The sequence below is a fragment of the Micromonospora sp. ATA51 genome (assembly GCF_016802855.1).
Classification (GTDB): domain Bacteria; phylum Actinomycetota; class Actinomycetes; order Mycobacteriales; family Micromonosporaceae; genus Micromonospora; species Micromonospora sicca.
In genome coordinates this window covers 1-14,090 of the sequence record NZ_JAEVHJ010000010.1, presented here as the reverse complement: position 1 = coordinate 14,090, position 14,090 = coordinate 1, and the positions used below count along the sequence as shown (strand labels likewise).

The following is a 14,090-nucleotide window of genomic DNA, read 5'->3' as shown; positions in this document are numbered from 1 at the left end:
GGCGGCGTCCGCCGGGTCACGGGGACGCCCGGCCGCCAGAATATCCAGGCCGGAAACGGATAGGTTGGCGGCATGACCCGGGCCCAGTTCAGCGCAGAGACCACCGGCACCGGCGAGTTCGTCCGCCAGCCCAACCGGTTCACCGGTCGGGTCACCCCGCACTCGACGTCCCCGCCCGGCGGCGGCCCGGACGACCAGGACCGGTGGCCGCCGGAGGCCGGCCGGTACCGGCTGATCTGGTGCCGGGCCTGCCCGTGGGCGCACCGGGCCCGGATCGTGCGCGGCCTGCTCGGCCTGGACGACGTGATCTCGCTGGGCACGGTCGACCCGATCCGGGACGAGCGGGGCTGGCGGTTCGCGCTGGACCCGGACGGCTTCGACCCGGTGCTCGGCATCGGCTACCTCTCCGAGGCGTACCTGGCCACCGACCCGGACTACACCGGCCGGGTGACCGTGCCGGCGCTGGTCGACACGCTCACCGGGCGGGTGGTCACCAATGACTACCCGCAGCTCACCCTGGACTTCTCCACCGAATGGCGGCGGTTCCACAAGCCGGACGCGCCGGACCTGTACCCGGTCGAGCTGCGCCCGGAGATGAACGCGCTGATGGCGGAGATCCACCGGGACGTCAACAACGGGGTCTACCGGTGCGGCTTCGCCACCTCCCAGGAGGCGTACGACGAGGCGTACCGCGCGCTGTTCGCCCGGCTGGACGCGCTGTCGGAGCGGCTGGCCGGCCGCCGCTACCTGATGGGCGACACGATCACCGAGGCGGACGTGCGGCTGTTCACCACGCTGGTCCGCTTCGACGTGGCGTACCACGGGCACTTCAAGTGCAACCGGCAGAAGCTGACCGAGATGCCGGTGCTCTGGGCGTACGCCCGGGACCTGTTCCAGACGCCCGGCTTCGGGGACACGGTCGACTTCGACCACATCAAGCGCCACTACTACGCCACGCACCGGGAGATCAATCCGACCGGGATCGTGCCGCTCGGCCCGAACCTCTCCGGCTGGGCCACGCCGCACGGGCGTGGCTGACCCGCGCCTCGGCCGGGTCGTCGCCGCGTCGGCCGCCGCCGGCTGCGCCCTGGCGGGCGCGGTGGCGGTGACGGTCGCCGTGGTCGCCGGTCCCGGTCCGGGCCCCACGGGGTACGTCAGCGAGGCCGGCGTCACCGACAGCCGGTACGCCGCGGCGTACCGGATCGGGGTCTTCGCCCTGGCCGGGGCGCTGCTGCTGCTCGCGGTGGCGCTGCCCCCGGCGCTGCGGGTGGCCGGGGCGCTGCTCGCGACCGGCGGCGTCCTCACGCTGCTGTCCGGCGCGGTGACCTGCAGCGCGGGCTGCCCGCTGCCGCCGTTCGAGAGACCCACCGTGGCCGACCTGGTGCACGGCGGCGCGAGCATCGCGGCGACGGCCTCGGTGGTCTTCGCGATGCTGGCCCTGCTCCGCTCCCCCGCCGCCGGGCCGGCGGTGCGCCGGATCGCCGCCGTCGGTGCGGCGCTGGCCCTGCCGCTGTCGGCGGCGATCGCCCTGATCATGCTGACCGTGGGGCGCGGCGGCCTGGTCGGGCTGCTGGAACGGCTGCTGTTGACGGTGGCGGTCGGCTGGGGACTGGCCACCGCCGGCGCACTCGGCCTGGCCGGGCGACGATCGTGACGAACGGATCACCCGGACGTGAACCGCCGACGTAAGGAGCATCACGGCGATCGCTCCTTCCACCTGCATGTCGGCTGGGAGTAGCGTCGGCAGGCGATGACCAACGTCTGGCACCTCACCGTGCGCCTGTATGTCGACCTCCGACTGCAGGCCAGCGGCGTCTGTCCGGTGCAGCCTCGTTCCTGACGCTGCCCCCGACCGACCCTTCAGACCTTGGACGCATCCTCATGGCTTCCGCTTTGCGCAAGATCCCCTTTTCCGTGCAGATCCTGCTCGGCCTCGTGCTCGGCGTGGCGCTGGGCTTCCTCGCCCGCGCCAACGACCTGACCTGGCTGGCCGGCACCCTCGACACCGTCGGCGGCCTCTTCGTCCAGCTGCTCAAGCTGGCCGTCCCGCCGCTGGTCTTCACCGCCATCGTGGTCAGCGTGGTCAGCCTGCGCGGCGTGGCCAACGCCGCCCGGCTGGCGCTGAAGACCCTGCTCTGGTTCGGCATCACCGCGCTGATCGCGGTGAGCATCGGCATCGGCCTCGGCCTGCTCACCGACCCCGGCAAGGGGGTCACCCTGGACGTCGCCGGCGCCGCCGCACCGAAGAAGACCGGCTCCTGGACCGACTTCCTCACCGGCATCGTGCCCACCAACCCGGTCGGCGCGTTCGTCGAGGGCAACGTGCTCCAGATCGTCTTCCTCGCCCTGGTGGTCGGCGCCGCCGCGCTGCTGGTCGGCCAGGCCGCCGAGCCGTTCGTCGAGTTCAACCGCTCCGTGCTGAGCATCGTGCAGAAGGCGCTCTGGTGGGTGATCCGGCTCGCCCCGATCGGCACCCTCGGCCTGATCGGCCACGCCGTCGCCGCGTACGGCTGGGACCTGGTCGCCCCGCTCGCGAAGTTCACCACCGCCGTCTACGTCGGCTGCGCGATCGTGCTCTTCGTGGTCTACCCGGTGCTGCTCGTCGTCGCCGGCCGGCTCAACCCGCTGCGCTTCTTCGCCGGCGCCTGGCCGGCCATCGAGCTGGCCTTCGTCTCCCGCTCCTCGGTGGGCACCATGCCGGTGACCCAGCGCTCCGTCGAGCGGCTCGGCGTACCCCGCGAGTACGCCTCCTTCGCGGTGCCGTTCGGCGCCACCACGAAGATGGACGGCTGCGCGGCGATCTACCCGGCCCTGGCCGCGATCTTCGTGGCGCAGGTCTTCGGGGTGGACCTGGGCGTGACCGACTACCTGCTGATCGCCTTCGTCTCGGTGGTCGGCTCGGCCGCCACCGCCGGCCTGACCGGCGCGATCGTGATGCTCACCCTGACCCTGAGCACGCTGGGCCTGCCGCTGGCCGGCGCCGGTCTGCTGCTGGCGATCGACCCGATCCTGGACATGATCCGCACCGCCACCAACGTGGCCGGTCAGGCGCTCGTACCGACCATCGTGGCCGCCCGCGAGGGCACCCTCGACCGGGCCGCGTACGAGTCCGCCGGCAAGCGCGAGCTGGTCGACGCCGACGAGACGCGGCCCGCCGACCGGCTGGCTCCCGTCCCGGCCTGAGCAACCTGAAAAGGGAGGGCCCCCGGGCCCTCCCTTTTTCGTGCTTCGAGAGGATCACCGCATGAGTGCCCTGTTCACCCCGCTCGCCCTGCGCGGCGTCACCCTGCCCAACCGGGTCGCGATGGCCCCGATGTGCCAGTACAGCGCCGGCCCGGACGGACTGCCGACGGACTGGCACCGGGTCCACCTCGGCTCCCGGGCCGTCGGCGGCGCCGGCCTGATCGTCACCGAGGCCACCGCGGTCGTCCCCGAGGGCCGGATCAGCCCGCAGGACGTCGGCCTCTGGTCCGACGCGCACGTCGACGCCTGGCGCCCGATCACCGCGTTCGTCGCCGCGCAGGGCGCGGTGCCGGCCGTGCAGCTCGCGCACGCCGGGTTCAAGGCCGCCACGTACCGGCCGTGGGCCGAGCGGCGCGGCGGCGTGCCGGACGCCGAGGGCGGCTGGACCCCGGTCGGCCCGGGCACCGAGCCGTTCCTGCCCGACTACCGGTGGCCGACCGCCCTGGACGAGGCCGGGATCGCCGGCGTGGTGGCCGCGTTCGCCACCGCCGCCGGCCGGGCGCTGGACGCCGGCTTCGCCGCGGTGGAGATCCACGCCGCGCACGGCTACCTGCTGCACGAGTTCCTCTCCCCGCTGACCAACCACCGTACGGACGGCTACGGCGGGGACCGCACCGCTCGGATGCGGCTCACCCTGGAGGTGGCCCGGGCGGTACGCGCCGCGGTCGGCGAGTCGGTGCCGGTGCTGACCCGGATCTCGGCCACCGACTGGGTCTCCGGCGGCTGGACCGTCGAGGACAGCGTCGTGCTCGCCGGCGAGCTGGCCGCCGCCGGGGTGGACCTGGTGGACGCCTCCTCCGGCGGCGCCTCGGCCAGCGCGAGCATCCCGGTCGGCCCCGGCTACCAGGTGCCGCTCGCCGCCCGGATCCGCCGCGACGCGGGCGTGCTCACCGGCGCGGTCGGCCTGATCGTCGAGCCGGAGCAGGCCGAGCAGATCGTCGCCGCCGGCGAGGCCGACCTGGTCCTCCTGGGCCGCGAACTCCTCCGCGACCCCTACTGGCCCCGCCGCGCCGCCGCCAAGCTCACCGCCGAACCCCACTGGCCGAACCAGTACACCCGCGCCTTCTGACCCCCCGATCGCTGTTGATCATGAGGTTGGCGGGGACAAAGCGGGCAGGCGTCCCCGCTAACCTCATGATCGACGATGCCGGCCAGCCGGTCAGCCGGCCAGGTGGGACCAGTGGGGTTCCAGGTTCCGCCAGGGGCCCTGGGCGGCGACCCCGCCGTCGATCAGGACCACGACGTGGTCGGCGCGGACCAGGGCGGCCCGCTTGGACGTCGAGCCGACCACGGTCACCCCGCGGTCGCGCAGCGCCGCCCAGAGCGCCAGCTCGGTGGTGACGTCCAGCGCGGACGACACGTCGTCGGCGATCAGCAGCTCGGTACGCGGCGCGAGCGCCCGGGCCAGCGCCAGCCGCTGGAGCTGACCGCCGGACAGCCGGGTGCCCTTGTGCCCGATCAGCAGCCCGAGCCCGCCACCGGCCGCGGCCAGGTCGTGCGCCAGCTGCGCCGTCGACACCGCGTCGGCGGCGTCCACGTCGTGGCCCAGGGCGATGTTGTCGGCCACCGTGCCGGAGAGCACCCGGGGCAGCTGACTGACGTACCCGACCTGGCCCGGGCGGAGGAACAGCTCCGGCTCGGTGACCGGATCGCCATTCCAGCGCAGCGTGCCGGTGTGGTGCACGATGCCGGCGAGGGCCCGCAGCAGCGAGGACTTGCCGGAGCCGACCGGGCCCACCACCAGCACCAGCTGCCCCCGTTCGACGGTCAGGTCGACGTCCCGGACGGCGAGGGTGCCGTCGGAGTGCAGCGCCCCGAAGCCGGTGAGGTCGAGCCGGCGCAGCGGGTGCCGCGGCGGCGGCTCGGGCGCGGGCGCGGTGCCCGCGGCGAGGTCGACCCCCGGCACCGCCGCGGAGTACTCCCCGATTCCGGCCATCGCCACGGTCCGGCGGGTCCACACCCGCGCCGACGGGTAGTGCGAGACCAGCGACGCGGTGGTCCAGGCGAACCAGCGGGCCGCCCCAAGGGTGGAGACCGCCACCAGGGTCGCGCCGGCGGAGAGCCCGCCGGCCAGGTAGAGCGCCCAGGCGCCGATCGGCAGCAGGCCGCTGACCACCGACGGGGTGGACCGCGCCCACACCTGCATGGAGATCTCCCGGCGCTGCCGGTCGCTGCGGACCGTGTCCAGCGTCGCGAGGTGGTCCAGCACCGGGCGGGTGGCGCCGGCGAGCTTCACCGTACGGGCCGCGGACAGCGAGGAGACCAGGGCGGTCGCGAACGCAGCCCGGGCCTTCACGGTGCCCCCGGCGGTGCGTTCCAGCCGCGGCCCGAACAGCGTCGCCGCCAGCCCGGAGACCACCATCGTCCCGACGAAGAAGAGCGCGGGCACGAGGCTGCCGGTCACCACGGTCATGGTCACCACGATCGCCACCGAGATGAACTGGTCCATCAGGTTGTCGGCGAGCTGCACCACCCGGTCGGTGTCGCCGCCCTGGGCGACCACCTCGGCCGGGGTGTGCCCGCTGACCCGGCGCGCCCCCGTCTGCCCGTGCACCAGCCGCAGGCTGATCCGCAGCAACTGCCGGATCCACCACTGCGGGAACCACAGGTTGGTCAGGTACGGCAGCGGCAGGACGACCAGCAGCGCGGCCACGATGCCCAGCGCCGGCAGCCAGGGGTCGCCGCCGCCGACCACGTCCGCCCAGAGCCACGGCAGCACCGAACCGTCCAGGCCGAGCAGGGTCATCACCACGAACAGGCTGACGGAGACCAGGCCGTACCGCGGGTCGTTGGTGCCCAGCCGCAGGATCTCCCGCATGGTCCGCGCGGGCGGCGCCGGGGGCAGCGGCGGCGGGTCCCTCCTCGGTACGACCACCTGGGCCGGCCGGACGGCCTCGACCGGCGCGGCCGCCGGCTCGCCGTCGTCCCACGGCTCGTCGGGCCCGGGCAGCAGGTCCACCCCGCCGCGCCCGACCCCGGTCGCGGCGTACGCGCTGGCGTGGCTGGTCGCCAGCAGCTCGGCAAAGCGTTCCGACTCGCGCAGCGGGCCCGCCTCCAGCACCGCGCCGTCGGCCATCACCACCACCTCGTCGCAGCGGCGCACCGAGGAGAGCCGATGCGCGATGAGGATGCCGATCCGGTCGGCGAGCAGCCGTTCGGTGGCCTGCCGGACCCGGGTCTCGGTGACCGGGTCGAGCCGGGCGGTGGCCTCGTCGAGGATCACCACGTGCGGGTCGCGGACCAGGATCCGGGCGAACGCCACGAGCTGCTCCTGCCCGGCGGAGAGCACGTGCCCGCCCTCGCCGAGCTTCGTGTCCACGCCGTCGGGGAGTTCGGCGATCCAGCCGGCCAGCCCCAGCTCCGCCAGCGCCCGGGCGGCGTCGTCGAGCAGGTCGGGGTCGAAGAGGGCGACGTTCTCGGCGAGGGTGCCGGCCAGGATCTCGGTGCGCTGGGGCACAACCGCGATCCACCGGCGCAGCGCCTCGACGTCCAGGTCCACCAGGTCGGTGTCGCCGAGGAAGACCGTGCCGCGCGGCACGTCCACCGCCCGGGTGAGCACCTTGGCCAGCGTGGACTTGCCCGATCCGGTCCGCCCGACCAGGGCGTACGACCGGCCGCGGGCGAAGGTGAGCCGGATGTCGCGCAGCGCCGGCCCCCGCTCGTCCCCGCCGGACGGGTAGCGGAAGGTGAGCCCGCGCACGGTCAGGTCACCGTCGGCCGGGGTGGTCCCGCCGACGGGTTCCTGCCGTGCGCCGGCGAGCAGTTGCACCCGGGCCCAGGCGCCGAGCGCCTGCTGGAGGTGCGGCACCCAGCGGGCGATGTGCTCGACGGTCGCGCCGAACGCGAGGGCGAGCAGCCAGATCGCGGTGAGCCGGGCGCCGTCGATCCGCTCGGTGGCCAGCGCCCAGGCGCCGGAGAGGACCACCGCGGCGATGCCGATCCGGACGGCGCCGGCGGCGAGGGCGGTGACCCGGGCGGACAGCCGGAACACCCGGCCGCCCCGGGCGATCACCTCGGCGGCCCGCCGGGCGTAGAGGCGCAGCACGTACGGGCGGGCCAGGCTGGTCCGGACGTCGTCCTGGCCGTGCACCGCCTCCTCCATCACCGCGGCGAGGTCCGACCAGGCCTCCTCCTCGGCCATCCGGGCCGGGGCGATCCGCCCGGTGGGGCGGCGCAGCAGCACGCCGAGCAGGGCGGTCAGCACGACCATCCCGACGCCCGCCGGCCACCAGACGATCAGCGCGCTCGCGGTGGCGAGCAGGCACACGGCGAGGCCCTGGACGAGCCGGACGCCGGTGTTCCGCATCTCGGCGGCGACCTGGTAGACGTCGTTGTCGATCCGGTCGAGCAGCTCGCCGACGGGGGTGGCCTCCAGGGTCGGCAGGTCCTGCCCGAGCGCCACCCGGCAGAGCCGGCGGCGGACGTCGGCGGACCAGTCGGCGGTCAGCCCGGCCATCAGCAGTCCGATGGCGAGGTCGGTGAGCACGGTGGCGACCAGCGCCACGGCCAGGGCCGCGAACCAGCCGGCCGAGCGGTGCACCAGCACCGGCCCGGCCAGCGCCGAGGCGGCGGCCTGGCCGCCGGCGCCGAGCAGGATCAGCAGGACGACGACCGCCATTCGGTGCGGTGCGGTGGCCCAGAGATCACGGAGCAGGCGCATGGGACGGTCCTCCGGACTCGGGTGGGCGGGGCGGTGACCCCAGCCTCGTCGTCCGGCCGCGACCGCTCAACGCATTTACGCCGGCGGCAGACGTCCCCGGCTCAGGTCTGGGCGACCCGGCGGACGATGCCGAGCAGCGCCTCCTGCACCTCCTCGATCGGCCGTTCCGGCTGGAACACCAGCCAGTCCACGGCCACCACCAGCCCGACGCCGAACAGCGCCGAGCTGGCCATGCGTACGTCCAGGTCGGCGGGGAGGTCGCCGCTGGCCACCCCGGCCCGGACGGTCTCGGCGATCACCTCGATGGCCTCGCCGCGCAGCAGCCGCAGGGTCTGCTGCCACTCCCGGTTGGTCCGCCACATCTCCGAGAGCAGGAGCTGGGCGAACGCCCGGTACCGGCGGATGTACTCCAGCTCGGCACGGACCAGGGCGGCGAGCGCCTCGCGGGGCGGCAGCCCGGCGACCGCCGCCCGGAATTCGGCGGTGAGCAGCCCGATGCCGTGCCGCAGCAGCTCCTCGAAGAGCACCGTCTTGGACTCGAAGTTGTAGTAGACGGTCCCCTTCGCCACCCCGCCCGGGCCGCGATGTCGTCCACGGTGGTGGCCGAGAAGCCCTGCTCGGCGATGAGCTCCACCGCCGCCACGAAGAGGCGCTGACGGGTGTCCTCCCGCCGCCGCGACCGTCCGTCCGCCACTCGCCCTCCCCGTCGACCACCCCGGCCCGCGCCGGTGGGCCGGCCCGTGCCGGAGCCCCGGGTCACCGCCGTCCGGCCCATCAGCATCCTCACATGGTCAGTTCGGGGTGCAGCTTGGCCGGGGTGAGCCGGCGGGACCGGCGCGTCGCGCCGACGGTGAGCGCGAGGGCGCCCACCCCGAACGCGACGAGCACGGCCGCCCCGGTGAGCACCGGCCCGGCGGGCCCGCCGTTGATGGTGTGCCGGAGCCCGGCCACCACGTAGGTCATCGGCAGCCAGGGGTGGATCGCCTGGAAGAACCCGGGCGAGGTCTGCACCGGGTAGGTGCCGCCGGACGAGGTGAGCTGGAGCATCAGCAGGGCCAGCGCGGCGAGCCGGCCGGCCGGGCCGAGCGCCGCGCCGAGCAGCTGCATGATCGCGGTGAAGGCGAGTGAGGTCAGCGCCAGCAGGCCGAGGGTGGCCGCCCCGTGCACCGGGTCGAGGCCGAGCACCAGGGTGACCACGGCGAAGAGCACCCCGGCCTGGGCCAGCCCGACCGCCGCGGCGGGCAGCCAGCCGGCGAGCGCGACCCGCCAGCCTGGCGCGCCGGACATCACGTGCCGCCGGTTGACGGGCCGGAGCAGCATGTACGTGATCATCGCGCCGACCCAGAGCGCCAGGGCGAGGAAGTACGGGGCGAAGCCCACGCCGTACGAGCCGGCCGGATTGTGCGACTTCCGGATCAGCCCGACCGGGTCGCCGAGCACGTCGGAGCGGCTGTCCGCGTCGTGGTACCCGGGCAGCTTCTTCTCCCCGGCGGCCAGCCCGTCGGCGAGGTCACCGGCGCCGCCCTCCAGCTTGGTCAGCCCGTCCGCGAGCCGGTCGCTGCCGCTGCTGAGCTGGGCCAGCCCGCCGTCGAGCTGGCGGCGCCGGTGGCGAGCCGGTACAGCCCGCCGCGGAGCTGGTCCGCGCCGTTCGCCGCCCCGCCCAGTCCGTCGCGCAGCTTGGCGCTGCCGTCGGCGAGGGTGGTGAGCCCGTCGGCGAGCTGGTCGACCTTGGCGCGGGCGGCGGCCACGTCGTCGGCGAGGTGCGGCGCGGCGGCGGCGACCTCGCGGGCGGTGGCGGCGACCTCGGTCATCTGCTTCCGCAGCGCCGCCAGGTCGGTCTTGTCGAGGGCGGCGGCCATCGCCTTGGCGGCGGTGACGGCCTTGTCGGCGGCCTGCCGGGCGGCGACGAGGTTCGGATCGTCGGCCAGCTCGGGGTGGGCCTGGACCAGCGCGTCCAGCCGGTCGCGGACCTGCTCCGCCCGGGTCACCACCTGGTCCGCTTTCGCCGGCAGGGCGTCGATGCCGTCGGCGAGCGCCTGCGCGCCCTCGGCGACTCCGGTGGCGGCGCGCTGGATGTTCGCGGCGTTCTTGCGCAGCAGCGGCTCGTACTTGTCGGCGGCCGCGTCCACCCGGGCGGCGGCCGCGCGGGTCTCGGTCGCCGCGCGGTTGGTGCCGTCGGCGATCTGCGCCGCGCCGGTGTAGAGCTGGTCGAGGCCGCTGGCCAGCTTGTCCGCGCCCTGCACGGACCTGTCGAGCCCGCTCGCGAGCTGCCCGGCGCCGTCTTCGGCAGTGCCCAGCCCGTCGGCGATCTTCCCGGCGCCGTCCTCGGAGGCGCCGAGCCCGTCGTGGATCTTCCCGGCGCCGTCGGCGGCGCGGCCGGTCTCCGCCTTGGCGTCGGTGAACCCGATCAGCATCTTGTCGAAGTACGAGGCGGCGGTGCTCTCCGCGGCGGCGGCCCGGATCTCGCTGAACGCGGAGCGGGCGAGCAGCCCGGACAGGTAGTTGGTGGCGTCGTCGTTGACCACCTTCAGCTCGCCCCGGCGGGCCGGCCGGTCCGGCTCTGGGCTGGCCGCCAGGGTGGCGGAGAAGTCCGCCGGGATGGCGAAGACCAGGTGGTAGCGGCCGCTGCGCAGGCCGGCGGCGGCGTCGTCGGAGTCGGTGACGGTCCAGCCGAAGACCTTGCGGTCGAGCAGTTCGTCGGTCAGGTCCCGGCCGGCGTGCACCTCGGTGCCGTCGCCGGCCTTGGCCGGCCGGTCGGCGTTGACCAGGGCGACCGGGATGCGGTCCAGGTTCCCGTACGGGTCCCAGAAGGCGTAGAGGTAGAGGGCGCCGTAGAGCAGCGGGATGACGGTGAGGACGGCGAGCGCGGCGCGCGGCAGCCGGCCCCGGGTCATCCGGCGCAGCTCGAAGAGCGCGAGACGAACGACACTCATGCGGTCACCTCGGGGGTCTGGTCCTGGGCCGCCCGGGGAGCGACGAGGGGGCCGGGGGCAGGGACAACTCGGTGCGGGCGGGCAGGGTCGGGTCGCCGATCCGGTGGGTGATCGCGGCGGTGCCGGGCTCGACGGCGCGGGCGCTGGCGACGACGGCGTACCCCTGCTCGGCGAGGCGGGACAGGGCGGCCCAGACCGCCTGCCGCTCGGGGGCGTCGGATCCGGCGTCCACGTCGTCGGCGACGATCAGGTTGGGGCCGCTCAGGCTGGCCAGCACCAGGCCGAGCACCTGACGCTCGACGGGGGTGAGGTCGCGGCCGTACCGGTCGGGGTCGAGCGGGGTGTCGGTGAAGCCCGCGCCGGCGATGGCGGCGGCGAAGGCGTCCCGCCGGTACGCCCGGCGGGCCCGGACGGCGGCGACCGGCACGAGCTGCCGGCGGCGGCGCGGCACCGGCCCGAGCAGCAGCAGCCGCTCCTGGATGTGCTCGGCCACGGTCAGCGTCGGGTCGGGTTCGTGCACCCCGGCGACCTGGCCGAGCGCGGCCGGTCCGCGCCGGCGCAGCTCGCCGTGGGTGTGCGGGAAGCGGCCGGCCAGGGCGAGCAGCAGGGAGGTACGCCCGCTGCCGGGCGGCCCGGTCACCGCGTGCAGCTCACCGGATTCGGCGGTGAGGTCGACGTCCCGGTACATCCAGCCTCGGCGGGTCCGCAGCCCCAGCCCGCTGGCCTCGACGATCTTCATCGTCCCATCCCGACTTCGTTGAACTGACTAGTCAGTATAAAAACACGGTCAGCATAGCCTCGAACGTCCGGTTCGAGGCCAGTCAGCGGGACGTGATCCCGGCCACGCCCGGCCGGGCGCCGCTCAGAAGAGCACGGTGGCGAGCGTGCCGACCGGCCGGAAGCCGCAGCGCTCGTAGACCCGGCGGGCGGGCAGGTTGAAGTCGTTGACGTAGAGGCTGACCGTCGGCGCAACCCGGATCAACGCGTCCCGGACCACCGCCGCCATCGCCGCGGTGGCGATCCCCCGACCCCGCCACTCCGGCGCGACCCAGACCCCCTGGACCTGGGCGGTCCGCCGGGTCACCACGGCCAGCTCGGCCTTGAAGACCACCTTGCCGTCGACGAACCGGGCGTAGGCGCGGCCCGCGCGGACCAGGTCGGCCACCCGCCGCCGGTAGCCGCGCCCGCCGTCCTCGGCCAGCGGCGAGACCCCGACCTCCTCGGTGTACATGGCCACCGCCGCCGGGAAGAGCCGGTCGATCTCGCCCCCGCGCACCCGCCGCACCTCCGGGTCGCCCGCCACCGCGGGCAGCGCGTCCGTGGCCAGCAGCGGCTGGTTGGGGCGTACGTCCCGGGCCGGCCCCCACTGCCCGGAGAGGCGGTCCCAGAGGCCGAGCACCGCGTCCGCCCGCCCGACGATCGACGAGCAGAGCCGCTCCTCGGTGCCGAGCTGCTCGGCGAAGGCCGCGACCGCCGACTCGGTGGCGAGCACCGGGGTCAGGTTGCCGCCCAGCCAGCAGATCGACTCCAGGTTGCGCCGGGCCCCGTAGCCGAGGATCCGGCCGTCGGCCCGCCACCAGGCCAGCCCGCGGGCGGCGACCCGCTCGGCCACCTGCGCGCCCGCGAACGGATCGAGGTCGAGCAGCCGCTCGACCGCGCGGCGCTCCGATTCCCCCAGTTGACGTACCGGCACCGTCAGCACGGTTACCAGCCTGCCAGATCGGCCCGGTGGCGCGCGGGTCGACCTGAGGACCCGCTCAGCCAACCGGGACCGGCGCGGGCGCCGGCTCGGCCGGGCGGGACCGCCGCGCCCACCCCACGACGGGCGGCACCAGCAGCCCGAGCAGGAGGAACAGCGCGCCCAGCAACAGCCATCCCGGCACTCCCCAGCCGACCGCCAGGGTGGTGACCACCACCGGCGCGACCATCCCGCCGAGCTGCATGCCCATCCCGTACGCGCCCTGGTACTGCCCCTGCGCGTGGGCCGGGGCCAGGCCGAAGGAGATCCCCCAGCCCGCCGCCGCGTGCCACAGCTCGCCGATGACGTGCACGAATGCCCCTGCCAGCAGCAGCGCCACCGCGGCCGCGGCCGACACGCCCCCACTGGCGGCGAAGAGCCCGCAGGCGACCGCGATGACCGCGCCGGCCCGGCGGGCGGCCCGGGCCGCCGCCGCAGGTCCTCGGTGCCGCGCGAGGCGCGGACCTGGAAGAGCACCACGATGACGGTGTTGACCAGCATGCAGCCCGAGACGAGCCAGTCCGGGGCGGCGGTGTGGTCGGCGATCCAGAGCGGCAGGGCGATGTTGATCAGCCCGAAGTGCATCGAGAGCAGCCCGTCGAGGACGGTGAAGGCCAGGAAGGGACGGTCGCGCAGGGCGATCAGCCGCGGCCCGTGCGTGGGCGCGGGGACCGGCGGTACAGCCGGCAGCCGGAGCAGGATCGCCGCCGCGAGCAGGTACGTCAGGCAGTCGAGCAGGATCAGGGTCACGTACCCGGCCCGGCTGTCCGCGGCGAGACCGAAGCCGGCGACCACGGCGCCGACCGAGATCCCGACGTTGGTGACGGCCCGCAGCCAGGCCCGGGTACGCACCCGCTGGTCGGCGGGGACGGCCCCGGCGATCAGCGCGCCCCGCGCGCCCCGGCTGGCCGCGTCGGCGACCGCCATCAGCATGCCGACGACGAGGAAGGCCGGGAAGGACCGGACGGCGACCAGGGCGGCGGTGAAGGCGCCGGAGGCGAGCAGCGCGGCGAGCTGGATGCCGCGCGGGCCGTACCGGTCGGCGAGATAGCCCATCGGGGTGCTGGCCACCAGGCTGACCAGCGCGGTGATGGTGAGGCCGACGCCGACCTGGGCCACGGTCAGGCCGACCGAACGGGTCAGGAAGAGTGCGCTGACGGTCAGCCAGGTGCCCCGGCCGACGGTGTTGACCAGGGTGGAGAGGGCGAGGGTCCGGGCCGGGCCCGGTTCGGGAAGCAGGCGCACGCCGGCAGCTTAGCAAGACGTACGTACGGTTTGCGGTCCTGCCCCGAATTTGCCTTGTCGCCGATGCGTTGCCGATATATCGTCGATGCATCAGCGACACTACGACGATAGGAGAGTCCGATGGGATTCCACGGACGGATGCACGCGATGCACGAGGCCCGGATGCGCGGCTTCGGCTTCCCCCCGTTCCCGCCCGGCCCGCCGTTCCCCCCGGGACGCACGGTCACGGCGGGCGGGGCGGCCGGGGCGGTCGGGGCCGGGGACGGCGGCC

General features: G+C 74.9%; 9 protein-coding genes and 3 pseudogenes. 5 read left to right on the top strand and 7 right to left on the bottom strand.

Annotated elements, in window-relative coordinates; genetic code table 11:
* The first annotated feature begins 72 nt into the window (after positions 1-72).
* The 4 genes from JNW87_RS03560 (at position 73) to JNW87_RS03545 (ending at position 4,312) form a co-directional block, all read left to right on the top strand.
* The gene (locus tag JNW87_RS03560; RefSeq protein ID WP_238452996.1) at positions 73-1,038 is read left to right on the top strand and encodes a glutathione S-transferase family protein; all 966 of its coding nucleotides are present in this window, start codon (positions 73-75) and stop codon (positions 1,036-1,038) included.
* Positions 1,031-1,654 (top strand): DUF998 domain-containing protein, encoded by a 624-nt coding sequence (locus JNW87_RS03555; protein ID WP_238452995.1) that lies wholly within the window; start codon positions 1,031-1,033, stop codon positions 1,652-1,654. Before JNW87_RS03560 ends, JNW87_RS03555 begins: the two co-directional genes overlap by 8 nt.
* 239 nt (positions 1,655-1,893) lie before the next feature.
* Positions 1,894-3,183: a dicarboxylate/amino acid:cation symporter gene (locus JNW87_RS03550; protein WP_201749844.1), complete on the top strand. Its 1,290-nt coding sequence runs from the start codon at positions 1,894-1,896 to the stop codon at positions 3,181-3,183.
* Between the two features lie 61 nt (positions 3,184-3,244).
* Positions 3,245-4,312: an NADH:flavin oxidoreductase/NADH oxidase gene (locus tag JNW87_RS03545; RefSeq protein WP_238452994.1), complete on the top strand. Its 1,068-nt coding sequence runs from the start codon at positions 3,245-3,247 to the stop codon at positions 4,310-4,312.
* A 90-nt stretch (positions 4,313-4,402) separates the two neighbouring features.
* Here the strand turns inward: JNW87_RS03545 and JNW87_RS03540 are convergent, their stop codons facing one another.
* The 7 genes and pseudogenes from JNW87_RS03540 to JNW87_RS03500 form a co-directional block, all read right to left on the bottom strand.
* Positions 4,403-7,903, bottom strand: coding sequence for an ABC transporter ATP-binding protein/permease (locus JNW87_RS03540; RefSeq protein ID WP_238452993.1), 3,501 nt, complete (start codon positions 7,901-7,903; stop codon positions 4,403-4,405).
* Positions 7,904-8,004: 101 nt separating this feature from the next.
* Positions 8,005-8,597 (bottom strand): annotated as a pseudogene (locus tag JNW87_RS03535) (TetR/AcrR family transcriptional regulator).
* 89 nt (positions 8,598-8,686) lie between these two features.
* Positions 8,687-9,484: a YhgE/Pip family protein gene (locus JNW87_RS03530; RefSeq protein WP_255543373.1), complete on the bottom strand. Its 798-nt coding sequence runs from the start codon at positions 9,482-9,484 to the stop codon at positions 8,687-8,689.
* Positions 9,439-10,836 carry a YhgE/Pip domain-containing protein gene (locus JNW87_RS39225; protein ID WP_255543369.1) on the bottom strand — a complete coding sequence of 466 codons (1,398 nt, stop codon included), beginning with the start codon at positions 10,834-10,836 and terminating at the stop codon, positions 9,439-9,441. The genes JNW87_RS03530 and JNW87_RS39225 overlap by 46 nt, the downstream gene beginning before the upstream one ends.
* A 4-nt stretch (positions 10,837-10,840) precedes the next feature.
* Entirely contained in the window at positions 10,841-11,575 is a 735-nt protein-coding gene (locus tag JNW87_RS03510; protein WP_238452991.1) for an ATP-binding cassette domain-containing protein, read from the bottom strand.
* Between the two features lie 123 nt (positions 11,576-11,698).
* Complete coding sequence (locus JNW87_RS03505) at positions 11,699-12,538, bottom strand: DUF4081 domain-containing GNAT family N-acetyltransferase (protein ID WP_109805958.1); 840 nt, start codon at positions 12,536-12,538, stop codon at positions 11,699-11,701.
* A 567-nt stretch (positions 12,539-13,105) separates the two neighbouring features.
* Positions 13,106-13,819: pseudogene (locus JNW87_RS03500) on the bottom strand (MFS transporter); the annotation flags it as partial.
* A 120-nt stretch (positions 13,820-13,939) separates the two neighbouring features.
* On the opposite strand from JNW87_RS03500, the pseudogene JNW87_RS03495 reads away from it, so the two are divergent.
* Positions 13,940-14,090 (top strand): annotated as a pseudogene (locus JNW87_RS03495) (PadR family transcriptional regulator); the annotation flags it as partial.